Here is a 24,830-nt window from a genome sequence, read left to right as displayed (position 1 = left end):
AGCCCGTCCATCACCGCCTCACCGTCATGCGGCCGTCCAGCCGGGGAACGAACTCGCCGCTGCGGGCGATCTGGTCGATCATCTGGGTGGAGACGAACTCGGTGTTGCGGTCCTCCACCAGCCGCGGCGCGCCGGCCAGGATGCCGTAGCCGTCGCCTCCCGCCGCCAGGAAGCTGCTGGTCGCCAGACGGTAGCGGCCGGACAAGGCGACCGGCTTGCCGCCGACCGACAGGCTGCGCAGCCGCTGGCCGGGCGGACGGCCGAGGTCGATCTCGGCCCGGGCATTGGACAAATGGGGAAAGCGGCCCTGCAACTGCTCCACCGCCGACACGCCGCTCTCCACCGCATCCCAGAGCTGCTGTCCGGAGACGTCCAGCACCACCCCGACATCGTGGAAGGGCAGTTCGGTGTAGATGTCGCGCCGGGTCAGCAGGGTGCCGGCCGGATACTGGCGGTCGCCGCGGATGCCGCCGCCGTTGAACAGCGCCACGTCGCCGTCCAGCGCCTCGCGCAGCGTGTCGACCACCGCATTGGCGAAGGCGTTCTCGCCCGTCCGCAGCGACTCCTTGCGGGTGTCGAGGGGGGCGGCGAGACGTCCCACCTCCATCCGCAGCATGGTGTCGAGCCGCGCCGCATAGGCCCTGGCCTGGATCAGCACCGCCGGGTCGGGCGCCACCGTCGCCGTGTCGATCAGGCGCGGCGCCGGGGTCCAGCTCACCACCGGCTGGCCGTCCGGTCCGGCGGTCCGCTGCATTGTCAGGTCGAGCGCCAGCACCCAGGCGGCCTGCGGCCCGACCGTGGCGGACAGGAACCGGCCGTCGTACTCGACGGCGAAGGGGCGGCTGCGGTCCTGGTACAGCACGATGTCGGCCGGCCGGGCGGCCAGCACGCTGCGGTGGGTGTCGCCGGCATAGCCGGTCATCGCCACCACCAGATCGACGCCGTCGGCCCGCAGGGCCGCGGCCTTGGCGGCCAGCGCCCGCACCGGGTCGCGGAATTCCGTGCGCTGGGTTCGGGTGGTTTCCCGCGTCAGCACCGGCGTCGCCGCCATCACGCCGATGCGCAAGGGGCCGGCGGTCAGCACCACCGCCTCCTCCAGCCCGTCCGGCGTGCGGCCGGTGGAGCGGTCGACCGCGTTGGTGGTGACGATGGGGAAGCCGGCCTCGAAGGCGCGAGCGCTCAGCCGGTCGTCGCCATGATGGTATTCGCGGTTCAGCGCGGCCATCGCGTCGATGGTCATGCCGTTCAGCAGGTCGATGATGTGGGCGCCCTGGTCGTAGAAGGCGAGCACCGACGGCGCCAGCGTCTGTCCGCCATGCAGGACCAGCAGGTTGGGGTGGGCGGCCCGCTCCTGCCGGATCGTGCCGGCCAGCCGCGCCATGCCGCCGCGCCCGGCGGTCTCGTCCAGGTCGGTGGTGCCCTGGGTGTAGAGGATGGTCAGCCGCACCGGCCCGCTGTCCGCCACGGTCGCCTTGGGGGAGGCGTCAGTCTCCTGCGCATGGGCCGGCAAGGTCGCAGCCGGCAGAATCGCGGCGAGGCCGATGGCAAGGCCCAGCGCCAGCGATGCGGTCAGGGGCGGCGATGTCCTGCCGGGCCGGGACCACACCCCGCCGGCAGCGCCGATTGAAATACCGATAATGTCCATAGCCCGGCGTCACCATTGCCCCCGCGCCGGATTATGCTCATTTTCCAGTCTTTGTTGAAGCAAAGCCGCGTTACGGGATTGTCATATTGATGACGCACGGCGGGGAAGAGCGCGTTTTAACCACTCGTAGACTCCAAGAAGTCTCAGTATTTCGATCAACTTCATCCGAAACGGCGCCGGAACTGCGGCAAAACGTGGCGCCAACCCCGCCCGCCGGGTCTTCGCCAGGGCGGCGCGGCGGGCATAGGAGACGCGATACAGGGTGACGCGGCGGGTGGCGGTGTCGTAACAGGCGAAGCAGGCGCGGGCATCGGCACCACGCGGCTCCCCCACCGTGCCGGGGTTCAGCAGGTAGAGCCCGTCCACCCGCAACTCCGCTCCCGCCGGCTCGTCGAGCGACACCGCCTGCACCGCACCGTCCCGCCATTCCCACAGCCCGGCCCGGTGGGTGTGGCCGAAGGCGCAGATCCGCGCGCCCGATGGATGCGCCGCGAGCGCCCGCAGGCTCAAGGCCCGCTTTCCGTCATCGTCCAGCCGGACCAGCTCCTTGCCCATTTCCGGATGCAGGGCGCCATGGACGGCGACCAGCGCGCCGTCCACATCGGCGGTCAGGGGCAGGGCGGTCAGGAAGGCGCGGCTATCCTCGTCCAGCCTTGCCCCGGTCCAGGCGACGGCGCGCGCCGCCGGGCCGCTGAACCCGTCGGTGCCGATCAGGCCGGCCACCGCCCGGTCATGGTTGCCGGCGATGCAGACGGCGCCGGCCTGCCGCAGCAGGGCGATGCAGGCGGCGAAGTCGGTGTTGTAGCCGACGATGTCGCCGAGGCAGACGATGCGCTTCACTCCCTCCGCCTGGATGGCGTCGAGCGTCGCCTGCAACGCTTCCAGATTGGCATGGATGTCGGAGATCAGGGCGATCTTCATGGGCTGTCGGGGGTCAGGGCTTCACGAGGCGGCCGGACCGGATGCCGCCGGGCATGCGGGCGAGCAGCCGGTCCAGCTTCGGCCGCAGGAAGGGCATCGGGTCGTCCGGCGTGATCGCCTTCGCCTCGCAGCGCGCCACCCAGGCCAGCCACTGCGCCATCGGCACGCCGCATTCCCGCGCCGCCAGCCGGTCCTTGCTGATGTGGCACCAGCAGGCACCGGGACGCGCTTTTACCGGGGCAGGGCGGGGCCGGCCGGTCAGGTCCGCCTGCACCATCGCCGGCAAATTCATCCCGGCGACCGCCCCCAGATGGTGCCAGAGGTTGAAGCGCGGGTTGATCTCCAGCAGGTGCAGCCGTCCCTCCGGGTCGCGCTTGAAGTCGAACTTGGCGACACCGCGCAGGCCGATCTTCGCCGCGATCTCCCGCCCAAGCGCCGCCACATCGGCGCCCTCGCCGTCGATGTCGGTGATGGTCAGCGCCGTGCTGTGGCCGTAATCGACGGGGTAGGTGCGGATCTTGCGCCCGGTGAACTCCCCGGCCACCGCGCCGCTGGCGTCGATATAGACATGGTGGCTTTCGATCCGCGTCTCCGGTCCGGGGATCAGTTCCTGCGCCAGCAGCTCGATGCCGACCGGGATCAGACGCGGCCACAGGGCGCGAAGCTCATCATGCCCGTCCAGCCGGATCGCCTTGCCCAGCCCCTCGATCTCGTCCCAGGGCGGACGGCGGGTCAGCGGCTTGACGATCAGGGGATAGCGCAGATCCAGATCCGGCGCCTCGCTGCCGGGCAGGGGGCGCAGGCGGCGGGTCCGCGGCACCGGCAGGCCCAGCCGTTCCGCCATCGCCTGGAAGCGGCCCTTGTCCACCAGCGTCTCCACCAGTTCGGCATCGGCCAGCGGAAGGCGGAAGACCGAGGCCAGCCGGTCGCGGTTGCGCGACACCATCAGAAGCTGGGCGTCCTCCTCCATATAGAGCACCGGCTTTTGCGACTGGGCGGCGCCGAAGCGCAGCAGACGGTCGACCAGCGTCCCGTCATTGCCGCCTTGCCAGGGTATCAACTGCGCGGTGAAGCGGGAATGGGCGGTCGCCCCGTCCGGCGGCCCGACCACGGCGCAGCGGATGCCCGCAAGCCCCAGCGGGCGCACCAGATCCATGTCGCCCAACACGCAGGCCAGCGGCCCGGCCGTCATCCCGGTCTTCATCGCCAATCCCCCCGTTCAGATCCCGCACTCAAATGCCTTTGGCCGGCGCGATCCATCCGCGCAGCGACCGCTTGACCGCATCGGCCATCACCCCGCGCGCCCGGCGGACATGCGCCTCCATCCGCCGGCTGAACCGGTCGGGGCCGAGCGTCAGCCAGTTCATCGGCTGTTCGGCGTTGGAGAGCAGCGGCTTGTGCCCGGCCGGGGTCGACATGAAGTCGTAGCAATCCTCGCCGCGGTCCAGCGCGTCCTCGATGGCCAGCACATGGCTCAGCAGCCCCGGCTTCAGCCGGTTGTCGGCCTCGAAGGCGAAGCCGCCCTGATAGTTCAGCACGCGGTTGCGGTGGACGAAGTTGTAGAGATAGCCGACCGCCTGCCCACCGGCGCTGACCCGGCTCAGCCGCACGGCACCCTGCGGCATCCCCTCGGCGATCAGCCTTTGATGGAAGGGGCGGAAGGCGGCATTGGCGAAGGCCCCGGCCTGCCCGCGCGCCTGCCAGCCGGCCTGATGCAGCACCTCCAGCCCGGCGAAATACTCCAGCGCCTCGTCCACCGTCGTGGCGACGCGGTGTTCGAGCTCACCGCGGCCACGGTAAAGCCGCTCGCTGCGGTTCACCGCCGCCCGCGTGTTGCGGCCCAGCCCGCCGCGGAAATCGCCGCCCGCCGCGCGCACCGTGCCGAAGTCCACCCATTGCGCGGAATCGGCGACGCGCAGTTGCAGCGTGTGGCCGGTGCGTGCCGCCACCCGCCGGGCCGCCCGCTCCGCCGCCAGGGTCAGGCCGCCCAGCACCAGCTCGTCGTTGGCGCCCAGCCGCTCGCCCAGCCAGTGCAGCATGGCGTCCGTCACCTCGTCGGCGACGCGGCGGTCGGCGAGGATGCCGTTATACTCCATGAACAGCCGGTCATAGCTGCGGTCGCCGGTCTCGTGCAGCATCCAGCAGCGGCTGGGCAGCAGCCCGAACCGGCGCCGCAGGCGCGGGCAGAGCAGGGCCAGCCCAACCGTTTCGTCCCCCTGGCGGGCGACCAGCAGCTGCGGCTCGATCCCGTCCGGCATCTGCGCCAGCCAGGGCCCGATCCAGGTCCAGGAAAGGAAGAAGGAGGAGTCGGAGCGGCTTTCCAGCTCCGTCCATGCCCGCGCCAGCTCCGGCATGGAGGGCAGGGGATGCAGGGCGACCTGTATGTCGGTTGCGGTTGCGGAACCGGCCGCCCTCTGCGGAAGGGTGCCGTCGGAGTCGGTGCGTGGCCAGATGCTCATCGGCGCGGCATCTCCGGTAGATATTCTCTACCGAAAACAACACGCTGGTCAGACGAACGGTCCCGTCAACGCCGGGGACACCCGAAAGTCTGTGCGGCGCAAACGGGTGCCGCGAAGTGGTCAGGGGCTATACGAAGTTGCCCCAACTCCCCTCTCCCTGGAAAAAGAGGGGAGTTGGGACACCGGTCTCAGCGCTTCACCGTGTCGGCGGACTGGCCGAACAGGATCTTTTTGCTGTCCTCGTTCACCGTTGGCGTGCGGTTGGGGTTGATCTCCTGCCCCTTTTCATAGGCGCGCACCACCGCCGGCCGCCCCTTGATCGCGGTGAACCAGCGCTTCAGGTTGGGGAAGTTGTCCAGATCCTGCTGCTGGCGTTCGTGCGGGACGATCCACGGGTAGCTCGCCATATCGGCGATGGACAGTTCCGCCCCGCCGAGGAACTCGTTGTCGGCAAGGCGCTTGTCCATCACGCCATAGAGACGGCTGGTCTCCTTGACGTAGCGCTCCATGGCGTAGGGGATGCGCTCCGGAGCGTATTGGACGAAATGGTGGTTCTGGCCGGCCATCGGGCCGAGGCCGCCGACCTGCCAGAACAGCCATTCGAGAACCGTCTTGCGGCCACGCACGTCGCTGGGCAGGAACTTGCCGGTCTTCTCGGCAAGGTAGACGAGGATGGCGCCGGATTCGAACACGCTGATCGGCTCGCCGCCGTCGGCCGGGGCGGTGTCGATGATCGCCGGCATGCGGTTGTTGGGCGAGAAGGCCAGGAACTCCGGCTTGAACTGGTCGCCGGTGGAGATGTTCACCGGCTTGAAGCTGTAGTCCAGCTCGGCTTCCTCCAGAAAGATCGTGATCTTGTGGCCGTTCGGCGTCGGCCAGAAATAGAGGTCGATCATCCCAAACCCTCCTGCGATTTATCGGCCCGACGGTCCAGGCCGTAATTTCGGGAAAAAGGTTAACCGCTTCGGTCCGGCTGGCAAGCCTATGCAGACGCGCGGCAGACCTCCAATCCGCCATGCATATTCCGTTAAACGAAATTCAATTTCATTTTGTTGACAGTCATTTTCGCATCTGTCAGCGTGGCCAACGAACAGACGAGGCGGCGCCCCCTCGATTTTTGATTTCCCCTGGAATCATTCTCCCCGGACGGAGAGCACGCATGGCCTTGGACACGGACGTTTTGGATCAACTGCTGGACACGCTGGGGCGCTTCGTCCGCGAGAAGCTGGTCCCGCTGGAGCACAAGGTGGCGGAGGACGACGCCATCCCGGCCGAGGTGATCGGCGCGATGCGCGAGATGGGCCTGTTCGGCCTGTCGATCCCGGAGGAGTATGGCGGGCTCGGCCTGTCGATGATGGACGAGGTGCAGGTCGCCTTCCAGCTGGGCCAGACCTCCCCGGCCTTCCGCTCGCTGATCGGCACCAACAACGGCATCGGCTCTCAGGGCATCGTCATCGATGGCACAGCGGAGCAGAAGCAGCGATACCTGCCGCGTCTGGCCACCGGCGAGATCGTCGGAGCCTTCGCCCTGACCGAACCGGAATCGGGGTCGGACGCCGGCTCGCTCCGCACCACCGCCCGGCGCGACGGCGACCATTTCATCCTGAACGGCACCAAGCGCTACATCACCAACGCGCCGCAGGCCGGCCTCTTCACCGTCTTCGCCCGCACCGACCCGGACAGCCGCGACGCCCGCGGCGTGTCGGCCTTCCTGGTCGAAGCCGGGACGCCCGGCCTGTCGCTTGGCCCCATCGACAAAAAGATGGGCCAGAAGGGCGCCCACACCTGCGACGTCATCTTCGAGGACTGCCGCGTTCCGGCCAGCGCCATCCTGGGCGGCAAGGAGGGGCAGGGCTTCAAGACCGCGATGAAGGTGCTGGACCGCGGCCGCCTGCACATCGGCGCCGTCTGCGTCGGTCTGGCCGAGCGGCTGATCCGCGACAGCCTGAGCTACGCCATGGAGCGCAAGCAGTTCGGCCAGCCGCTCGCCGAATTCCAGCTGATCCAGGCGATGCTGGCCGACAGCCGGGCCGAGGCCTATGCCGCGCGCTGCATGGTGCTGGAGACCGCGCGCCGCCGCGACGCCGGGCAGAACGTCAACACCGACGCCGCCTGCTGCAAGATGTTCTCGACCGAGATGGTCGGCCGCGTCGCCGACCGCGCGGTGCAGATCCATGGCGGGGCCGGCTATATCGCCGATTACGGGATCGAGCGTTTCTACCGCGACGTCCGCCTGTTCCGCATCTATGAGGGCACCACCCAGATCCAGCAGCTCGTCATCGCCCGCAACATGATCCGGGAGGCGGCATGACCGCCGGGCGGCCGGTTCCCGATTTCGCCGCGATGGTGGCGGCGCTGCCGCAACGCATCAGCCACGCCGCGCTTGCCTGGGCGGAGCGGACACCGGACGCCCCCGCCCTGTTCGACGGGACGCAGGACTGGAGCTATCGCCGGCTGGCCCAGGCGGTCGGCAGCGCCGCCGCGCGGTTGAAGCGGCTGGGGGTGGTCGGCGGCGACCGGGTGATGATCGTCTGCGAGAACGGCCTCGCCGCCGTCACCTTGATCCTGGCCGCCAGCGAGCGCGACGCCTGGCCGGTCATCGTCAACGCCCGCCTGTCGGACCGCGAGATCGACGCCATCCGCGACCACTGCCAGCCGCGCCGGGTCTTCTATACCGATACGGTATCCCATGAAGCCGCCGCCCACGCCGCCCGCCATGGCGCGGAGCCGCTCGGCGACCCGGATGTGCCGCCGATGGCGGTCGGCCCGCTGCTGGACGCCGATCCGGAGCCGGTCCATGCCGGCAACAGGCGGCAGGTCGGCGCGCTGATCTACACCTCCGGCACCACCGGCAAGCCCAAGGGGGTGATGCTGTCGCACCGCGGCCTGCTGTTCGTCGCCTCGGTGTCGGGCTGGATGCGCGGCCTCGGCCCCAGCGACCGCACCTATGGCGTGCTGCCGGTCAGCCATGTCTTCGGGCTGGCGTCCACCTGCCTCGGCACCCTCTATGCCGGCGGCTGCCTGCACACCGTGCCCCGCTTCGCCCCCGCCGCGGTGTGGCAGGCGCTGGAACAGGATGGGGTGACCGTGTTCCAGGGTGTTCCAGCCATGTACGCCAAGCTGGTGGAGCACGCCACCGTCACCGGCCGCACGCCCACCGCGCCGGCCCTGCGCTACCTGTCGTCGGGCGGCTCTGTGCTGGACCTCGACCTCAAGCGGACGGTGGAGCGGGTCTTCGGCCTGCCGCTGCACAACGGCTACGGCCTGACCGAATGCTCGCCAACGGTGACGCAGACCCGGCTCGACGCGCCGCGCAGCGACACCTCCATCGGCCCGGCCCTGCCGCTGGTGGAGATGCGCTTCGTCGACCATGTCACCGGCCTGGACGTGGCCAATGGCGAACCGGGTGAGCTGTGGGTCCGCGCCCCCAACGTCATGCTCGGCTATTACCGTGACCCGGCGCTGACCGCCCAGGTCATCACCGACGACGGCTGGCTGAAGACCGGCGACGTCGCCCGGCTGGAACCGGACGGCTGCGTCGCCGTGGTCGGCCGCATCCGCGAGATCGTCATCCGCTCCGGCTTCAACGTCTATCCGGAGGAGGTGGAGGGGGTGCTGACCAGCCACCCGGCGGTGACGCTGGCCGCGGTGGTCGGCCATGCCGTCGCCGGCAACGAGGAGGTCGTGGCCTTCGTCCAGTTCGTCCCCGGCCGCAGCGCCGGCGAGGAGGAGCTGAAGGCCTGGGCCGCCGAACGGCTGGCCCCCTACAAGCGCCCGTCGCGGATCGTCGCCATGGAGACCCTGCCGGCCAGCCCGACCGGCAAGCTGCTGAAAAGCGGCCTCCGCGCGCTCGCCGCCGAGGTGATGGCCGCCTGACGCGAAGAGCAAAATTCCGAAAAGCAAAGCCTCAAAAAGCAAAGCCCATGGGAGGGAACCAAAGCATGACCCGGACGCTCGCGAACCTCGTAACTGTCTCGGCCCTCGCTCTGTCGGTGGCGCTCGGCGCCGGGGCGGCACAGGCCAAGGACTTCCTGCTGGGCTCCGAACTGCCGCTGACCGGCAGCCTCGCCCGCGTCGGCCAGGGCATGCATGAGGGCATCTCCGTCGCCGTCGAGATGGCGAACAAAAGCTATGCCGGCAAGCACAGCTTCAAGGTCCAGACCATCGACGACGAGACCTCCCCCGCCAAGGGCGTGGCGGCGGTCGAGAAGCTGGCCGGCGACGGGGTGGTGGCGATCACCGGCGGCTACGGCTCCAACATCATCGGTCCGGCATCGGAAGCGGCGCAGAAGGCCGGGCTGGTCTACATCACCTCGGGCGGCGTCTCTCCCGAACTGACCCAGCGCGGCTATCCGACCTTCTTCCGCATCAACAACACCGACGGCTATGCGCTCGCCATGATCGGCATGTTGCAGGACATGGGAGCCAAGAAGGTCTCCATCGTCTACCTGAACAAGGATGCCACCAGCAGCCTCGCCAAACAGGTCAACAGCGCGCTGACCGCCAAGGGCGTCACGGTGGGCATGCACGAGTTCGACGGCTCCACCAGCGACTTCAAGCCGCTGATGAACAAGGTCAAGCTGCAGGACCGTCCCGACGTCATCGCCATGGTCGGCTACGAGAACGATTATGTCGGCATTCTGCGGGCCTCCAAGGTGCTGAAGCCGCAGGTCAAGGCGATGGTCGGCGTCTGGTCGCTCGCCACCGCGCAGATGGCCAAGGAATTCCCCGACCTGATGGAGAACGTCTACGGCACCTCCATGCTGCCCTACCCGGTGGAATTCACCCAGCCTGAAGCGGTCGAGTTCGCCGCCACCTACAAGACGCTGTTCAACAAGGATCCCGACTATCTGGGGCAGTTCGGCTATGTCCAGACCCGCCTGCTGATCGACGCCGTCGTCCGCGCCGACGAGGCCGGAACGCTCGTCAAGGGCGGCTTGGCCGACGAGCTGCGCAAGACCGACGCCAACACCCTGATCGGCCGCGTCACCTTCGACAGGAACGGCGACAACCTGAACTTCACCCACCGCATGGGCCAGCACCAGGGCGGCAAGGTGGTCCTGGTCTGGCCGAAGGACGCCGCCAACGGAACGATGAACTTCCCGGCCGTGCCCTGGTGAGCGGGCCATGTTCGAACTGACGCTCCAGGCACTGTTCTCGGGCCTGCTCGCCGGCGGCTATTACGCGACCGTGGCGGTCGGGTTGGCGCTGGTGTTCGGAACCATGCGGGTCATCAACCTCGCCCATGGCGAGCTGGTGCTGCTGGCCGCCTATGTCGCCTATGCGGCGGAAACCAATTACGGCGTCAACCCGGTGATGGCGATCCCGGTGGCGCTGGTGATCGTCGGAATGGCGTCTGCATTCGTCTATGCGCTGCTCAGCCGCATCCGGCAGGACCGCGAGATCAACTCGCTGATCCTCACCTTCGGCCTGGGGATCATCCTGACGAATGCCATCCTGTCGATCTGGAAGGCCGACATCCATTCGACCTCCGATCCCTGGTTCCAGGATTCCCTGGTCGTCGCCGATACCCTGTTCGCGATGAATGCGGAGGTCGCTTCCTTCATCGGCGGGCTGGTGCTGATGGCCGGCGTCTGGTGGTGGCTGAACCATTCCTGGCAGGGGCGCGCGGTGCGGGCGCTGTCGTCGAACCGCGCAGCAGCGACGCTGATGGGCGTCAACCCGCGCAAGATCGAAATCCTGTCCTTCCTGATCGCGGCCCTGCTCGCCACTTTCGCCGGCTTCGCCATCTACACCGGCAAGACCGTCTTCCCGGCGCTGGGCCATGTGCTGACGGTCAAGGCCTTCATCATCACCGTGCTGGCCGGCATGGGGTCGATCCCCGGCGTGCTGATCGGCGCCATCATGATCGGCGTCATCGAATCGCTGACGGTCACCTACCTGTCGGCCTCGTTGCAGGAGCTGGCAGGCATGATCCTGTTCCTGGTCGTGCTGTTCGTCTCGCCCTCGGGCCTGTTCGGCGGTGGGAGGGCACTGGCGCGATGAGGAACTCCCCGATGAACCGTCTTCTTCTGATCGCCGCGCTCGCCGTCGCCTATGTCGGCGTGCCCCTGCTGTTCGGCAGCAATGCCTATGTGCTGGGGCTGATCGTGGCAGCACTGACCATCGCCGGGGTGGCGGTGGCCTGGGCGCTGCTCGGCAATCTCGGCGGCATGGTCAGCTTCGGCCACGCCGCCTTCTTCGGGGTGGGATCCTACACCTCCGCCGTGCTGGCGATGAAGCTGGGGGTGCCGGTCTTCGCATCCATGCTGCTGGGCGGGGTGGGGGCGGCGGTGTCCTCCATCGCCATGCTGCCGGCACTGCGGCTGCGCGGGCCCTATTTCGCCCTCGCCATCCTCGCCTATGCCCACATCTTCCAGATTCTGACGACCGAGATGACGCCGGTCACCGGCGGGGCCGGCGGGCTGCTGTCGATCCCGCGCTTTCCGAAAATTCTGGGCTTCGATTTCGGCGAGAAGCTGGGCGGCTACCTGATCGTCCTGACCATCGTCGTGCTGGCGGTCCTCGCCTATGACGCCATCCGGCGCAGCAGTTGGGGCCTCGCCCTGAAGGCGATGCACGACACCGAGGTGGCGACCCGCGTCGTCGGTGTGCCCAGCACGCACCTGAAGGCGGCGATGCTGGTGCTGTCGGCCTTCATCACCGGGGTGGTCGGCGCCTTCAACGCCCATTTCATCAGCTTCCTCGACCCCGATTACGCCTTTTCCAGCGGCTGGACCGTGCTGCCCATCGCCGCAGCCATCTTCGGCGGCTACCGCACGGTGTGGGGGCCAGTGGTGGGGGCACTCGCGATCTATCTGGTCGACCAGCTGCTGTTCAAGCCGATCCTGCCGCACGGCCACCAGATGATCCTGGGCGTGCTGCTGTGCGCCATGATCATGTTCAGCCCCGGCGGCCTGATGCCGGCCTTGCGCCGCCGCCCGGTGAAGGAGAGCCGCCATGCTCACGCTTGAAGGCGTCCAGGTCAATTTCGGCGGCGTCCAGGCGCTGAAAAGCGCCAGCTTCTCCGTCGCCGAAGGGGAAAGCATCGGTCTGGTCGGCCCCAACGGCGCCGGCAAGACCACGCTGTTCAACGTCATCTCCGGCGTGGTGCGGCCGACCGCCGGTCGTCTGGACTTCCGCGGCACCTCGCTGCTGAAGCTGCCGGAGTGGAAACGGGCACGGCTCGGTATCGGCCGCAGCTTCCAGATCCCGCGACCCTTCGGCCATTGCACGGTGCGGGAGAACCTGCTGGTCGCCCAGCGCTTCGGCGCCGGGAAGACCGACCCGAAGCGGATCGACGAGATCCTCGACATCCTGAACCTGCGCGACAAGGCCGACCGCGACGCCACCGGCGAACTGGCATTGACCGAGCACAAGGCGCTGGAGGTCGGCAAGGCATTGGCGACCGAGCCCAGCCTGCTCCTGCTCGACGAGGTGCTGGCCGGGCTCGAAACCAGCAGCAAGCGCGCCTTCATGGAACGGCTGGCGGCGGTGCGCGACCGCTACCGCCTCGCCATGGTCATCATCGAGCATGACATCGCCACCATCGCCGCGCTCTGCCCGCGGGTGCTGGTGCTGAATTTCGGCCAGATCATCGCCGACGGCTCCCCCGACGCGGTGTTCCGCGACCCGGAGGTGATCCGCAGCTACACCGGCGAAACCACCCTTGCGGAGGCGTCATGACCAACGCGCTCGACATCCTGACACTGCGGGCCGGCTATGGCGCGATCAATGTGCTGTGGGACGTCTCGCTGTCGGTGGAGGCCGGCAAGACGACGGTGATCGTCGGCCCGAACGGCGCCGGCAAGACCACGCTGCTGCGCGCCATCATGGGGCTGGTGCCCGCCACCTCCGGCGACATCCGCGTCGACGGGCAGAGCCGCAAGGCGGCGAAGACCTGGGACCGGGTCGCCGATGGGCTGGTGATGATCCCCGAGGGCCGGATGATCTTCCCCGACATGACGGTGGAGGACAATCTGATGATGGGTGCCTTCCCGCGCGGCTGCCGCAAGGACTGGAAGCGCAACAGGGCGATGGTCATGGACATGTTCCCCCGGCTGGCCGAGCGTCGCGGGCAGATCGCCGGCACCCTGTCGGGCGGCGAGGCACAGATGCTCGCCATCGGCCGCGGCCTGATGGAGCAGCCGCGCGTCTGCCTGATCGACGAACCGTCGCTCGGCCTCGCCCCCGTGGTAGTGGACGAGATCTTCCGCATCCTGGCGCGGCTGCGGGCGGAGGGGTTGACCATCCTGCTGGTGGAGCAGAACACCAGCCGAGCCCTGAAGATCGCCGACCACGTCTATCTGATGCAGTCGGGCAAGGTCGTGCTGTCCGAACGCGGCGACCGGGTGGACCTGGACCGCCTTCACGCGCTTTACTTCGCGCACGAAACAGCCGCGTGATGGAACAGGGTATGGACGATTTGCTGGATGGGGAGCCGGAATCGGGCTTCCAGCGCCTGCTGGGCTACGCCTTGAGTCGCTGGGAGGAGGGCGGGGCGGAGCTGACGATGGCCATCGACGACCGCCACCTGAACCGGGCCGGCGTGGTGCATGGCGGGGTTCTGGTGACGCTTTTGGACACGGTTTCCGGATTCTCGGCAACATACTGTCCCTTCCCCGGCCGGGTGAGGCGGATGGTGACACTGTCGCTGTCGACGAGCTTCCTGGGTCAGGCGCGCACCGGTACGCTGGTCGCCACCGGCCGGCTGCGCGGCGGCGGGCGCAAGATCGTCGGCATCGCGGCGGAGATTCGCCATGGCGACACCGGCGCCCTGATCGCCACGTCGGAAGGAATGTTCAAATACCGGCCGGGCAGCGAGAACCGGGAGGGAACCGAACTATGAGCGGACAACTGACCGTCGCGCGCCAAGACCGCGTGATGGTGCTGACGATGGACGACGCGGCCACCAAGAACGCGCTGGGGCCAGAGATGATGGCCGCCGCGCGCGACGCGCTGGTGCAGGCGGCCGAGGATCCGGGGGTGGGCGCCATCGTGCTGACCGGGGCCAATGGCACCTTCTGTTCCGGCGGCAATTTGGGCCGGCTGCTCGGCAATGCCAAGGCCGATCCGGAAGTGACCCGTGCCAGCCTGGAGCGCTTCCATGGCTGGACCCGCGCCATGCGCGCCTGCCCCAAGCCGGTGATCGCCGCCGTCGAGGGAGCCGCCGCCGGGGCCGGATTCTCGGTGGCGCTCGGCTGCGACCTGATCGTCGCGGCGGAGGATGCCGTGTTCACGCTCGCCTACGTGAAGGTCGGTCTCAACCCCGACGGCGGGGCGTCGGCCTTCCTGGCCCGTGCCGCGACGCCGCAGCTGGCGGCCGAGATCATGTTCGAAGGCGGCAAAATCGGCGCGGCGCGGCTAGCCCAGCTCGCCATCGTCAACCGGGTGGTGGCGCCCGGCGCCACACTGGCCGAGGCGCTCGCCTGGGCGGAGCGGTTGGCGGACGGGCCGACGCTCGCCATCGGCCGGGCCAAGCGGCTGATCGAGAGCGGCTTCGGCGCGCCCGACGACCAGCTCGACCGCGAGGCCGCCTTCTTCGTCGAGGCCCTGCACGGGGCGGAGGCGGCGGAGGGCATCACCGCCTTCTTCGAGAAGCGCGCGCCGAACTATCCCCGCTAGAGTGTGATCGCTTCAAGCGAAATCGCTTGAAGCGTGAATCATACGGAAAACCAAAAGCTTAGAGTTGTATGGTGCTTCAATAAGCACCAGACAACTCTAAACCAGAAGGTTGCGTCTGAGCTTATCGTCAGGCCAACAGCGACAGGGTAGGATCGGGCGGGGTGGGTGCGGCGTTTTCCAGGGCGCGGACGATGTCCGACGGTGCCCCGGTCAGCCGCAGCGGCTCCGTCCGGCCGGCGAAATACAGATCGGTGCCGCCGTCGCCTGCGGTGCGCAGATAGGCGACGGCGATGGGGTTCACCAAAACGGTTTCCCCGGACGTGTCGGTCAGTTCGACGAATGCCATTGCGTGTATCCTCTCTCGCGTCCGGGTAAAACGCTCTGCGTTGGTGTATGTTTCCAACCCGGACGTTCAGTAGGGCGCCATGACCGGAAGGGAGTACCCCTTCGACCTCTTGAACGGAGCGGAACCGCGACAAACATGGGCGGTTCAGTTGATCGAAGCCGAACAGGCTTCGGAAACCGGACGGAACGGGCTATAAGCCCGCACCGTCATTCAAGGGAGCATGCCGTCTTGAAGGTGCTTGTCGTCGAGGACGATCCGCTGATCGGTCCGGCCGTGAAGGCCGTTCTGGAGAATGCGGGCTATACCGTGGTTGGACCGCTGCGCGACGCCGCCAAGGCTACGCGGGTCGGTGCCCGCGAATGTCCCGAACTGGCGCTGGTCGACGTCAATCTCGCCGGTGGGGAGAATGGCTTGGTCCTGGCCCGTCGCCTGTGGGAGGAGAATGGCATCCCGTCGCTGCTGATGACCGGCTTCGATCACCATGCCGCCGAAGCCCGCGCCTTCGCCATGGGCCTGCTGCGCAAGCCGGTGATGCCGGACGCGCTGGTCCAGGCCGTCGGCGCCGCCGGTGAAATCCTGGGCGGCCTGCGCCCGTCCTCCACGCCGGCGGCGCTGGAGCTCTTCCACGGCTCCGCCGCCATGGCCGCCGGCCTGCCAAAGGCGCGCACGGCGTGACCGTTCACCGTCCTTGAGAATCCTGAAAAACGCCCGCCCCTCGGCGGGCGTTTTCGTTTCCGAATGCCGCGCGATCATTCCGGACCGGGCCTGTTGGTGTGATGGCAAGCGGGGACGAACCTGACCCCACCGACAAGTTTCCGGCCCACCGCCGCACCGGCGTTGACGGGCCGCCCAGCGAAAGGAATCCCAATGAAGAGCCTGATGATCGGCGCCGCCACCGCCCTTGCCCTGATGGCCGCCCCAGCCTTCGCAGAGAGCAGCGGTTCGATCTCCGGTAGCCCCGCCGCGAACAGCGCCGGATCAAGCACCAATTCCAACCAGACCAACCCTCCCTGCACGTCGAACAACCAGCTCGGCTGCGGCAGCATGGGCGGCGTGGACAGCAAGAGCGGCGCCACCAGCGGCTCGTCGTCCAGCGGGTCTACGATGGGCAGCGGGTCGATGACCGGTTCCGGCTCTTCCAGCTCGACCAACGGCACCGGCGGCAACAGCCTGGGCAACAGCGGCTCGATGGGCACCGGCTCCGACGGCCCGGTCGGCACGCAACAGCCGTCAGGATCCATGGGCGGTTCCTCTACCGGCACGGGCAGCACCGCCCGCTGATCCAGGCGGTCCAGACATGAGGAAGGGCGCGCGGTCACCCGCGCGCCCTTTTCCGTTCCAGGCTGGCCGTCAGCCCTTGTTGGATAGTAGAGCCACCGGCAGGTCAGCGAACAGCGTCGCAGCCATCACCGCGTCGCCGCCCTCGACCTCCGCCCCCGTCAGGCGGTTGCGCCAGCCGGTGCCGCGCGGCAGCGGGATGGCGGTGTTGCCCCAATCGGGCTTTTCGCCCAGCTGCCCAACCAGCCGCGGCACGGCCACCACCACGGTTTCGTCACCGGTGCGGCGGGCATAGGCCACCACATGGTCGGCACGCTCGCCGGTCGCCTCCAGCGGCAGATACTCGCCGGCGCTGAAGACCTCCGGCATCTCGCCACGGACCGCCAGGGCCTGACGGGTCACCGCCAGCTTCACGGCGCCGTCGGTCCAGCGCTCCAGCAGGCCGGCGACCGCACCATGCTCCACGAGGCCCTCGACCTCCTCCAGCAGCGTGCGGCAGGCGTCATAGTCCACCGGCAGCCGGTTGTCCGGGTCGACGAGGCTGAGGTTCCAAAGCTCGCAGCCCTGATAGATGTCGGGCACGCCGGGGCTGGTCAGCTTCAGCAGGGTCTGCCCAAGGCCATTGACCATGCCGATGCGGGCCAGCGACGCCTGGAAGGGCAGGAAGGACTCCAGGAAGGCATTCCGGCGGGTCACGTCCAGCGCATCGTGGATGAAGCTGACGACCGCCCCTTCATAGGCCTCGTTTGGCGCCGCCCAGGTCGAATGCACCTTGGCCTCGCGCATCGACTTGGTCATGGCGCCGACGATGCGCTCGGCGAAGGCGGTCATCGCCGGCTGTTCGATCCGATCGACCGACGCGCCGGTCAGGTCCGCCGGCCATGCACCGAGCAGCAGCTGATAGAACAGATACTCGTCGTTGCGGTCGGGCGGGGCGGTGCCCTCCACGTCGCCGCGGCGGGCGCGCAGCAGCCGGCTCCAAGTCTGGACCTGCCGCTCCCACTCCTCCGGCATCTCCGACAGGGCGTAGAGCCGGGCGCGGGTATCCTCGCCGCGCTTGGTGTCGTGGGTGGTGCTGGCCAGCATGTTGCCCGGCCAGTTGCGGGCCCGGTCCTGGTTGGCGCGGTGGAAGGCGGAGACGCTGACGCCGAAATGGTCGGGATGGCCGCCGACCTCGTTCAGCGCCACCAGCCGGTTGTAGCGGTAGAAGGCGGTGTCCTCCAGCCCCTTGGCCATCACCGGCCCGCTGTACTGCTGGAAGCGCATGGCGAAGCGGGTGACCTGCCGGTGGCTGTAGCCGCTCTTGGGGGCGGCCACCAGATCGGTGGTCAACAGGCGTTGCAGGAAATCATAGACCGAACCGTCCGGCCCCTGCTCGACCCGCCGCGCCTGGGAGATCGCCCAGTCGATGTCCCGACGGTCCAGATCGCTCGGCACGCCGCCATCGACATAGGTGCGATAGACGGGGAAGCGGGCGATGGTCTCCTTCAGCGCCTGATGCAGGATGTTGGCGGTGAAGTCGGCGGTGGCCGGGTTGGAGCGGGCGATGCGCGCCGCCTTGCGCGACAGCACGTTCAGCTCGCTCGCCATTTCGCTTTCCATGATGCGGATCTTGCACTGCCGCACCACCTCTTCGAAATTGTCGCGACGACCGATGAAGTCGGCATAAAGGCGGGTGAAGGCCTCTTCCGCCTTAGGATCGACGAACAGGCCGCCCATCAGGTTGGCGTATTCATAGCCGGTGGTGCCGTCTATCGGCCAATCCTCGCGCAGCCGCTCATGCCGGGCCAGGATCTTCTCGACCACCAGATAGAAGGGCTTGGAGGACGCCGCGACCAGCCGCTCGCAATAGCCCTTGGGGTCGATCAGCCCGTCGATGTGGTCGATGCGGATGCCGTCGAGCGTGCCGTCCGCCACCATCCCCAGCACCATGCGGTGGGCGACGTCGAACAGCTCCGGCTCGTCCATGCGCAGGCCGGCCAGCTCGTTGATGTTGAAGAAGCGGCGGTAGTTGATGTCGTCCGCCGCGACCTTGAAATAGGCGACGCGCCAGTTCTGGCGGCCGATCAGCTCGTGCAGGTGGCCCCAGCTGTCGATTTCCCCCTGATAGCCGCGGAAGACGGACAGCCGCTGGGCAATCGCATCGGCCACGTCCGGCCGTGTCGCCACCAGCGTCGCCAGTTCCGCCTTCTGAACGCCGGCCCGCGCGATCTGATGGGGCCGGGCGTAGGCAAGATGGGCGAATGCATCGCCGATGCGCTCCAGATCCGGGTGATCGCTGCCCAGGATAGTGCCGTAATCCTGCGGCCGCACCGGCAGCTTGTGGCTGTCATAGGCCCAGACGGCGAAGCTGCCGGTCTCCGGATCGAAGCGCAGATCCAGCCCGCCCGACACCAGCACCGCGCCATACTGGTCGCCCAGGAAGGGCACCAGAAGCTTGCCCTGGAGATAGCGGTAGTCGGATTCCCATTCGATGTCGAAATACCCGGCATACGGGCTTTCCGGCCCCCATTCCAACACGTTCAACCACCATTCGTTGTCGGAGCCGCCGACCCCCATGTGGTTGGGAACGAAGTCCAGGATCTGTCCCAGCCCGTTGCGCTTCAGCGCCTCCACCAGATCGCGGAAGTCGTTCTGGTCGCCGACCTCCGGGTTCAGCTCGTTGTGGTTGACGATGTCGTAGCCGTGGGTGCTGCCCGGCCGCGCCTTCATGTAGGGGGAGGCGTAGAGATGGCTGACGCCCAGGCGGGCGATGTAGTCGGCGATGGCGGCGGTGCGGTCGAAGCCGAACTCGCCATTCAGTTGGACCCGGTACGTCGCACGAGGGATGGGCTTGCCGGCGGCGGGGGCCATGGGTGTGTGCTCCTCGGAATGGGGAAGGGCGGAGTGGGGAAGGACCATGGTGTCACGTGCGGACGGGGGCGGAGGACGGACGCGCCGCCGCCAGGATGTCGGCGACCGCCGCCGGTTCCGGCGCGTCGGCCAGTTCCTCCAGCGTCATCGACAGCTTGCGGCGCCAGTTGGGGTACTGGTCGGTGGTGCCGGGCAGGTTGACCTGATCGCGCTCGCGCGTCAGGTCGTCCAGCTGCGCCACCGCCAGGGCGGCGTTGGTGCGGGCGAGGAAGGCGTGCACCGCATGGTCCAGCGCCTCGTCATAGGGGCTGTCCGACCCAAAACCGGCGGGCAGGGCGATCCCGGCGGCGCGCAGGGCATCGACCAGGGCACCGCGGTCGGCCGACCGGCGGGTCTGCTGCTTCTCCTCCTCGTCGTCGGCCGGATAGAGGCCCGTCTCGGCCTTCAGCGTGATGTCGTCGCCTTCCCACCAGCCGCGCAGCGTGGCGAGGTCGTGGCTGCCGACGGTGGCGAGCGCCAGTTCCGGATACTCCTCCGGCCCCTTGAAGGCGCCGTCCTCGGTCCATTCGAAGAAGACGACGCGATAACTCAGCACCCCGGCTTCGGTCATCCGTTCGCGGAAGCCCTCCGGCACGGTGCCGAGATCCTCGCCGACGACGAGGCAGCGGTGACGCTGGCTTTCCAGCGCCAGGATGCCCAGCAGATCCTCCATCGGATAGGCGACATAGGCGCCTTCGCCGGGCGGACGGCCGTCCGGGATCCAATAGACATGCTGGAGCGCCATCGCATGGTCGATGCGCAGCGCGCCGGCATGGCGCATGTTGGCGCGGACCAGATCGATGAAGGGCTGATATCCAGCCGCCCGCAGCGCCTGGGGATGAAAGGGCGGCAGCCCCCAATCCTGGCCGGCCGGGTTGAACAGGTCGGGCGGGGCGCCGACATGGGCGGCGTCCACCACCGCCTGCGGCGTCATCCAGGTCTCAGCCCCGCTGGCATCGGCCCCGACCGCGAGGTCGCGGTAGAAGCCGATGGCCATGCCGAGTTCGGCGGCCCGCTCCGCCGCCAGACGCAGCTGGTCGTCCGCCAGCCATTGCAGCCAGGCGAAATAAGCGACGCGGTCGGCATGCTCCCTGGCGAAGCGCTCCACCGCTGGCGCCGTCGCATCGTGGTAGTCCGCCGGCCACCGGTGCCAGTCCGCCTTGCCCTCGGCGGCGAAGCGTTCGCGCAGGGCCTGGAAGGTGGCGAAGCGCTCCAGCCCGCTGCCGCCCTCGGTCCGGAAGGCATCGAAGGCGGCGCGGCGGTCCGGCTTGGCCGAGGTCCGGAAGCTGGCGAAGAGCTTTTCCAGCATCGGCAGCTTCAGACCGGATACCGCCGTGTAATCGACGTTGGCCGTGGCGCGGGCCGCGTCCAGCGCCTGCCGGAACTCCGGCGAGGCGACCTCCTTCCGCAGGTCGGCATCGTCGAGGAATTCCGCCACAGCGGTGACGTCGATGTAGAGCGGGTTCAGGAACAGCCGGCTGGCCGGTGAATAGGGGCTGGCATGCTCGGGATTGTCGAGGAACATGGCGTGCAGCGGGTTCAGCCCGATCACCGCTGCCCCACGCGCCGCCGCGATGTCGGCCAGCGTCCGCAGGTCGCCGAAATCGCCGATGCCCCAGTCATGCTCGCTGCGCAGGGTGTAGAGCTGCGCCGACAGGCCCCACAGCTTTTCCCCCACCAGCATCGGCGTCGGCAGATGGCAGCGGGCGGGCGCCAGGATCAGGCGGGTTTCCGCCGCGCCATGCTCCGTCTCCACCCGCAGCGTGTGGTAGCCGGCCTGGGCCAGCCGCCCCAGCGGCAGGCGGCGTTCGGCATAGGTCACGTCGCCGGCGGTGATGCAGCGGCAGCGCGGCAGGCTGCCGAAGCCGACGACGCCGCTCTGCGTCTGCCCGCTTTCCAGCGTCAGGGTGTAGCGCAGGGTGCGGGTGCCGTGGGGCAGGGTGACCGGTACGGTGACAGCCTCGCCCGCCCGGCGGACCACCGCCGGGGGCAGGGCGCGGCCATACTCCTCCTCGTCCAGCCGGTCGAGATGGGCGAGCGCGGCGGCCTCGTCCCCCGCCTCCACCCCCATGGCCGACAACAGGGCGCGGACGGTGTCCTCGCTGGCCGTCACGGTTTCCCCGGCTGCATTGTCGAAGGAGCGCTCCACCCCCATGCGGTCGGCCAGCCGGTCGAGTGCGGAGGCTTCCTCCAGCCACAGCACCACCGACCAGGGACCGAGCGTGTCGCCGGTCAGCCCGGCCCCCTCCGTCCACAGCACGCGGCCATTGGCCTCGGGGAAGCCGGACGCCGGGCTGTCGGCCAGATTGGCGAAGGCATGCAGGCGGCTGCCGTCGCCCAGTTTCCAGCAGACGGTCAGGCCGGTCTTGCCGGCCACGCCGTGGCTCGACGCACCGCCGGGAACGCCGTCCAGCCGCGGCACGATCTCCGCCCGACGCAGGGCGAGCGCCCGGCGATACCAGTCGAGACAATCGGCATGCTCCGGTGTCCTACGGGCCTCCCAGTCCAGCTTGGCCGACTCCGCGGTCTCCGGTGCGGTGGGGTCGGGGATGCGGGCGCGGGCCTCGGGGTCCTGGAATTCGGGGAACTTGGCGAACTCCTCCGCCCGGCCCTTGCGCACCGCCTCGGCCAGTTCGTCGCCGAAGTCGCAGAAAAAGGGGAAGGGCTTGGCCGATGCCCATTCCTCGCCCATGAACAGCATGGGGATGCCGGGGCCCAACAGATAGAGGATGGTGGCGGCGCGAACGGCCTCAAGCTTGGCGATGTGGGAGATGCGCTCGCCAAACGCGCGGTTGCCGATCTGGTCGTGGTTCTGGATGAAGGTCACGAAGGCGGTCGGCGGCAGATGGGCCGAGGGCTCCCCGCGCAGCTCGCCGTCGCGGTAGGCCGACGGCTCGCCCTGGAAGGCGAAGCCCTCCGCCAGGGTGCGGCCCCATTTGGCCGGATCGTGGGCATAGTCGGCGTAGTAGCCGCCATCCTCGCCGGTCGCGGCGCTGTGCAGGCAGTGGTGCAGGTCGTCGTTCCACTGGGCGGAGTGCCAGCGCGGATCGCCCTCGCGGTGGCGGGTCAGGAAGCGCGCCTGGTTGGCGTCGTTCTCCAGCACCAGATGGACATGGCGCTGGTTCTGGAAATGGCTGTGCACCCGCTCCGCCAGCTCCTCCAGAACATGGCGGTCGCTGTCGTCGATGATGGCATGGACGGCGTCCAGCCGTAGCCCGTCGAGGTGGAACTCCTCCAGCCAATAGAGCGCGTTGTGGACAAAGAAGTCGCGCACCGGCCCGCTGAGCTCGCCATCGACGTTGATCGCCGCCCCCCAGGGGGTCTTGTGCCGCTCGGTGAAGAAGCTGTTGGCGAAGGCGTGGAGGTAATTCCCCTCCGGCCCGAAATGGTTGTAGACAACGTCGAGGAAGACCATCAGCCCGCGGGCATGGGCCTCCTGCACCAGAACCTTCAGATCCTCCGGCCGGCCATAGGCGCTGTCGGGGGCGAAGGGCAGCACACCGTCATAGCCCCAGTTGCGCGTTCCGGGGAAGTCGGCGACCGGCATCAGTTCGATGGCGGTGACGCCCAGCTCGACCAGATCGTCCAGCCGCTCGATGGCCGACAGGAAGGTGCCGCCGGGCGTGAAGGTGCCGACATGCAGCTCGTACAGCACCGTCTCGTGCCAGGGCCGGCCGGTCCAGGCGGCATCGGTCCAGGCATGGACGCCGGGGTCGATCACCTCCGACGAGCCATGCACGTCATCCGGCTGGAAGCGAGAGGCGGGGTCCGGCACCGCCAGCCCGTCCGGCAGGACGAAGCGGTAGCGGCTGCCCGCCTGCGCCCGCGCGGTGGTCAGGCTGAACCAGCCGTCGCCCTGATTCTCCATCGCCACCGGCTGCCCGCCATCGTCGAGCGACAGCAGGACGGACGCCACCGACGGCGCCCAGAGGGAGAAGCGGACGGAGCCGTCGGCCTGCACCTCCGCCCCGAAGGGCATGGAGTGGCTGCGGCGGCGCTCGTCCACCGGGACGATGCGGTCACGGTCGCGGCTGGCGATCTCCGGCCCGGCGTCGGCGCGGATGATGGCGGTGACGCCGGCCAGCGGGATCGCCACCCAGCCCGGCCGGTTGGCAAGCTCGTAGCCGACCTCGTACAGCGCCTTCTCCAGCAGGAACAGCTTCAGCAGCGCCGGGGCCGCCTGGGCATCGCGCGGGAAACCGGGGCAGTCGCCGATGGCGCTGCGGTAGCCGTCGAGGAAAGCGGCGGATGCCGCCCCCTCCCACCAGGAGAGCCACGCCGTGCGGGCGTCACGCGACGGGCCGTCGAGACCGGTCGGCATCGCGTCGCGCGCCATGGCGGCGGCATAGGCGATGGAGCGCAGCATCCCGGCGACATCGCGCAGGATACAGTGTTTGGCCCGCCGTTCGGCCAGCGGGCGCATCGGCTCGCCTTCGAAATCGACGATCTGCACGTCACCGCGCGACACCAGCACCTGACCCAGGTGATAGTCGCCGTGCAGCCGCATGGCACTGAGATCGGCGGTCGCCGGGATCAGCGCGTCGATCTGCGCCATCACCGCGGCCTCGCTGGCGGCAAGCGCGTTGGCCTGTGCCGAAATCGCCGGGTCCAGCGCCGGCCCCGCGGCGCGCAGCCGTTCCAGCACGCGCTTGGCCAGGGTGCGGACGCCGCCCGCCCACTCCGTCAGCCGCTCCGCCGTCGCCGGCTCCGGCGTGAAGGCGTCGCCGCCGCCGGGGGTGGCGAGCGCCCGGTGCAGCTCCGCCGTCCGCTGCCCCAGCAGGCGCAGGAAGGCGACGCTGTCGGCATCGCCGGCCTTGGCCGCGTCGCTGTCCTCGAAACGGGCGACGCGGTCGTTCAGGTAGCCGGTGACATGCCCCCAGGCGTCCTTCGCCTCCGGCACCAGCTCCTGCATGACGCACAGCGTGGTGGAGCCGGAGCTGTTGGCCCGCTCGACCCAGCCCAGCAGGGCCGGCGTGTTTGGGAACTGCGCCACCTCGGTCAGGAAGCGGCTCACCTCCAGTTCGGGATGGATGCCGGGCTCCAGCTTGCGCAGGCCCTTCAGGATGGCGCTGTCGCCGATGCGGATGGAGGTGTTGGACTGCTCGGCCGTCATCCGGTGCAGCGGGGCGTCGGCGCGCAGCCGGTCGGACAGCGCCTCGCAGGCACGGGTGTGGCCGGCGGTCAGGCCGGCGGACAGCGCCGTTTCCCCCGGCACCGTGTCGCGCTTCAGGATGGCGCCCAACAGCGCCCGGACCACGCCGTCATCGGCATAGCCGTCGCGCAGCCGGCCGGGGATCTGCAAATCCTTGGAACCGGCAATCGCCGATGCATCCTCGCCGGTGCCGCGGTCGAGGATCAGGGGAAGCTGGTAGAGCTGAGGATCACGCCCCGGCGGTTCAACCCGCAGCAGGCAGAGCTGGGCCTGCGCCCCGCCGGCCAGCGGAAGCGGCAGGGCATCGACGATGCGCACGACCGGCCGTCCGGCGTCCTTCGCCGCATACCAGCGGCGGGTCAGCAGATGGTCCGGCAGCAGATCGTCCTGAAGACGGGACAGAATCTCGCTTTCCAGCGGGTTCGCCAGCACGGTCGGCTGGGCATGTGGCTGCGGCGCAGTGGGCACGAGGGCTCCTCCCCTGTTGAGCGCTGGGTGGCACGTCGCTCAAAC

General features: G+C 68.8%; 19 protein-coding genes. 11 read left to right on the top strand and 8 right to left on the bottom strand.

The window, feature by feature from the left end; all coding sequences use genetic code 11:
* Positions 1 to 10: 10 nt before the first annotated feature.
* From ABNQ39_RS19505 to ABNQ39_RS19485, 5 genes are all read right to left on the bottom strand, one after another.
* Positions 11 to 1,645, bottom strand: a complete 1,635-nt coding sequence (locus tag ABNQ39_RS19505) for a bifunctional metallophosphatase/5'-nucleotidase (RefSeq protein WP_376959911.1) — start codon at positions 1,643 to 1,645, stop codon at positions 11 to 13.
* Positions 1,646 to 1,726: 81 nt separating this feature from the next.
* Entirely contained in the window at positions 1,727 to 2,566 is an 840-nt protein-coding gene (locus tag ABNQ39_RS19500; RefSeq protein ID WP_376959909.1) for a metallophosphoesterase family protein, read from the bottom strand.
* Positions 2,567 to 2,579: 13 nt separating this feature from the next.
* Positions 2,580 to 3,770 carry a carboxylate--amine ligase gene (locus ABNQ39_RS19495; protein ID WP_376959908.1) on the bottom strand — a complete coding sequence of 397 codons (1,191 nt, stop codon included), beginning with the start codon at positions 3,768 to 3,770 and terminating at the stop codon, positions 2,580 to 2,582.
* Between the two features lie 28 nt (positions 3,771 to 3,798).
* A complete protein-coding gene (locus tag ABNQ39_RS19490; RefSeq protein WP_376959907.1) occupies positions 3,799 to 5,025 on the bottom strand; it encodes a GNAT family N-acetyltransferase in 1,227 nt (408 codons plus the stop codon).
* A gap of 188 nt (positions 5,026 to 5,213) precedes the next feature.
* Complete coding sequence (locus tag ABNQ39_RS19485) at positions 5,214 to 5,921, bottom strand: glutathione binding-like protein (protein WP_376959906.1); 708 nt, start codon at positions 5,919 to 5,921, stop codon at positions 5,214 to 5,216.
* A 263-nt stretch (positions 5,922 to 6,184) separates the two neighbouring features.
* Here ABNQ39_RS19485 and ABNQ39_RS19480 point away from each other — a divergent pair, with 263 nt between their 5' ends.
* The 9 genes from ABNQ39_RS19480 to ABNQ39_RS19440 all read left to right on the top strand — a co-directional run bounded on the left by ABNQ39_RS19480 (position 6,185) and on the right by ABNQ39_RS19440 (position 14,649).
* Positions 6,185 to 7,336 carry an acyl-CoA dehydrogenase family protein gene (locus ABNQ39_RS19480; protein WP_376959904.1) on the top strand — a complete coding sequence of 384 codons (1,152 nt, stop codon included), beginning with the start codon at positions 6,185 to 6,187 and terminating at the stop codon, positions 7,334 to 7,336.
* Positions 7,333 to 8,901, top strand: a complete 1,569-nt coding sequence (locus tag ABNQ39_RS19475) for a class I adenylate-forming enzyme family protein (protein WP_376959902.1) — start codon at positions 7,333 to 7,335, stop codon at positions 8,899 to 8,901. The genes ABNQ39_RS19480 and ABNQ39_RS19475 overlap by 4 nt, the downstream gene beginning before the upstream one ends.
* A gap of 65 nt (positions 8,902 to 8,966) precedes the next feature.
* Positions 8,967 to 10,145, top strand: a complete 1,179-nt coding sequence (locus ABNQ39_RS19470) for an ABC transporter substrate-binding protein (protein WP_376959901.1) — start codon at positions 8,967 to 8,969, stop codon at positions 10,143 to 10,145.
* Positions 10,146 to 10,152: 7 nt separating this feature from the next.
* Positions 10,153 to 11,031, top strand: coding sequence for a branched-chain amino acid ABC transporter permease (locus ABNQ39_RS19465; protein WP_376959899.1), 879 nt, complete (start codon positions 10,153 to 10,155; stop codon positions 11,029 to 11,031).
* An 11-nt stretch (positions 11,032 to 11,042) separates the two neighbouring features.
* Positions 11,043 to 11,999 (top strand): branched-chain amino acid ABC transporter permease, encoded by a 957-nt coding sequence (locus ABNQ39_RS19460; RefSeq protein ID WP_376959898.1) that lies wholly within the window; start codon positions 11,043 to 11,045, stop codon positions 11,997 to 11,999.
* Positions 11,986 to 12,711, top strand: a complete 726-nt coding sequence (locus ABNQ39_RS19455; RefSeq protein ID WP_376959897.1) for an ABC transporter ATP-binding protein — start codon at positions 11,986 to 11,988, stop codon at positions 12,709 to 12,711. Before ABNQ39_RS19460 ends, ABNQ39_RS19455 begins: the two co-directional genes overlap by 14 nt.
* On the top strand, positions 12,708 to 13,430 hold the full coding sequence (locus ABNQ39_RS19450) for an ABC transporter ATP-binding protein (protein ID WP_376959896.1): 723 nt from the start codon (positions 12,708 to 12,710) through the stop codon (positions 13,428 to 13,430). The genes ABNQ39_RS19455 and ABNQ39_RS19450 overlap by 4 nt, the downstream gene beginning before the upstream one ends.
* 11 nt (positions 13,431 to 13,441) lie before the next feature.
* Positions 13,442 to 13,873: a PaaI family thioesterase gene (locus ABNQ39_RS19445; RefSeq protein ID WP_376959894.1), complete on the top strand. Its 432-nt coding sequence runs from the start codon at positions 13,442 to 13,444 to the stop codon at positions 13,871 to 13,873.
* Positions 13,870 to 14,649, top strand: a complete 780-nt coding sequence (locus ABNQ39_RS19440; RefSeq protein WP_376959893.1) for an oxepin-CoA hydrolase, alternative type — start codon at positions 13,870 to 13,872, stop codon at positions 14,647 to 14,649. The genes ABNQ39_RS19445 and ABNQ39_RS19440 overlap by 4 nt, the downstream gene beginning before the upstream one ends.
* A gap of 127 nt (positions 14,650 to 14,776) precedes the next feature.
* Here the strand turns inward: ABNQ39_RS19440 and ABNQ39_RS19435 are convergent, their stop codons facing one another.
* Complete coding sequence (locus ABNQ39_RS19435) at positions 14,777 to 14,995, bottom strand: hypothetical protein (protein ID WP_376959892.1); 219 nt, start codon at positions 14,993 to 14,995, stop codon at positions 14,777 to 14,779.
* Positions 14,996 to 15,229: 234 nt separating this feature from the next.
* Here ABNQ39_RS19435 and ABNQ39_RS19430 point away from each other — a divergent pair, with 234 nt between their 5' ends.
* Both ABNQ39_RS19430 and ABNQ39_RS19425 read left to right on the top strand, forming a co-directional pair.
* On the top strand, positions 15,230 to 15,670 hold the full coding sequence (locus tag ABNQ39_RS19430; RefSeq protein WP_376962635.1) for a response regulator: 441 nt from the start codon (positions 15,230 to 15,232) through the stop codon (positions 15,668 to 15,670).
* 192 nt (positions 15,671 to 15,862) lie between these two features.
* The gene (locus ABNQ39_RS19425; RefSeq protein WP_376959891.1) at positions 15,863 to 16,276 is read left to right on the top strand and encodes a hypothetical protein; all 414 of its coding nucleotides are present in this window, start codon (positions 15,863 to 15,865) and stop codon (positions 16,274 to 16,276) included.
* A gap of 69 nt (positions 16,277 to 16,345) precedes the next feature.
* Here the strand turns inward: ABNQ39_RS19425 and treY are convergent, their stop codons facing one another.
* Positions 16,346 to 19,126, bottom strand: a complete 2,781-nt coding sequence (gene treY, locus ABNQ39_RS19420) for a malto-oligosyltrehalose synthase (protein ID WP_376959890.1) — start codon at positions 19,124 to 19,126, stop codon at positions 16,346 to 16,348.
* A gap of 52 nt (positions 19,127 to 19,178) precedes the next feature.
* Complete coding sequence (gene treZ / locus ABNQ39_RS19415; RefSeq protein WP_376959889.1) at positions 19,179 to 24,785, bottom strand: malto-oligosyltrehalose trehalohydrolase; 5,607 nt, start codon at positions 24,783 to 24,785, stop codon at positions 19,179 to 19,181.
* Positions 24,786 to 24,830: the final 45 nt, after the last annotated feature.

It is taken from the genome of Azospirillum sp. A26, from assembly GCF_042604635.1.
Classification (GTDB): domain Bacteria; phylum Pseudomonadota; class Alphaproteobacteria; order Azospirillales; family Azospirillaceae; genus Azospirillum; species Azospirillum palustre.
The sequence above is the reverse complement of the archived record's forward strand: the minus strand, read 5'-3'. Positions and strand labels throughout refer to the sequence as shown.

What these genes read in the sequence shown, in the direction of transcription:
- ABNQ39_RS19505 (WP_376959911.1), bottom strand. Translation starts at nt 1,645, where the DNA reads ATGGACATTATCGGTATTTCAATCGGCGCTGCCGGCGGGGTGTGGTCC.
- ABNQ39_RS19500 (WP_376959909.1), bottom strand. Translation starts at nt 2,566, where the DNA reads ATGAAGATCGCCCTGATCTCCGACATCCATGCCAATCTGGAAGCGTTG.
- ABNQ39_RS19495 (WP_376959908.1), bottom strand. Translation starts at nt 3,770, where the DNA reads ATGAAGACCGGGATGACGGCCGGGCCGCTGGCCTGCGTGTTGGGCGAC.
- ABNQ39_RS19490 (WP_376959907.1), bottom strand. Translation starts at nt 5,025, where the DNA reads ATGAGCATCTGGCCACGCACCGACTCCGACGGCACCCTTCCGCAGAGG.
- ABNQ39_RS19485 (WP_376959906.1), bottom strand. Translation starts at nt 5,921, where the DNA reads ATGATCGACCTCTATTTCTGGCCGACGCCGAACGGCCACAAGATCACG.
- ABNQ39_RS19480 (WP_376959904.1), top strand. Translation starts at nt 6,185, where the DNA reads ATGGCCTTGGACACGGACGTTTTGGATCAACTGCTGGACACGCTGGGG.
- ABNQ39_RS19475 (WP_376959902.1), top strand. Translation starts at nt 7,333, where the DNA reads ATGACCGCCGGGCGGCCGGTTCCCGATTTCGCCGCGATGGTGGCGGCG.
- ABNQ39_RS19470 (WP_376959901.1), top strand. Translation starts at nt 8,967, where the DNA reads ATGACCCGGACGCTCGCGAACCTCGTAACTGTCTCGGCCCTCGCTCTG.
- ABNQ39_RS19465 (WP_376959899.1), top strand. Translation starts at nt 10,153, where the DNA reads ATGTTCGAACTGACGCTCCAGGCACTGTTCTCGGGCCTGCTCGCCGGC.
- ABNQ39_RS19460 (WP_376959898.1), top strand. Translation starts at nt 11,043, where the DNA reads ATGAACCGTCTTCTTCTGATCGCCGCGCTCGCCGTCGCCTATGTCGGC.
- ABNQ39_RS19455 (WP_376959897.1), top strand. Translation starts at nt 11,986, where the DNA reads ATGCTCACGCTTGAAGGCGTCCAGGTCAATTTCGGCGGCGTCCAGGCG.
- ABNQ39_RS19450 (WP_376959896.1), top strand. Translation starts at nt 12,708, where the DNA reads ATGACCAACGCGCTCGACATCCTGACACTGCGGGCCGGCTATGGCGCG.
- ABNQ39_RS19445 (WP_376959894.1), top strand. Translation starts at nt 13,442, where the DNA reads ATGGACGATTTGCTGGATGGGGAGCCGGAATCGGGCTTCCAGCGCCTG.
- ABNQ39_RS19440 (WP_376959893.1), top strand. Translation starts at nt 13,870, where the DNA reads ATGAGCGGACAACTGACCGTCGCGCGCCAAGACCGCGTGATGGTGCTG.
- ABNQ39_RS19435 (WP_376959892.1), bottom strand. Translation starts at nt 14,995, where the DNA reads ATGGCATTCGTCGAACTGACCGACACGTCCGGGGAAACCGTTTTGGTG.
- ABNQ39_RS19425 (WP_376959891.1), top strand. Translation starts at nt 15,863, where the DNA reads ATGAAGAGCCTGATGATCGGCGCCGCCACCGCCCTTGCCCTGATGGCC.
- treY (WP_376959890.1), bottom strand. Translation starts at nt 19,126, where the DNA reads ATGGCCCCCGCCGCCGGCAAGCCCATCCCTCGTGCGACGTACCGGGTC.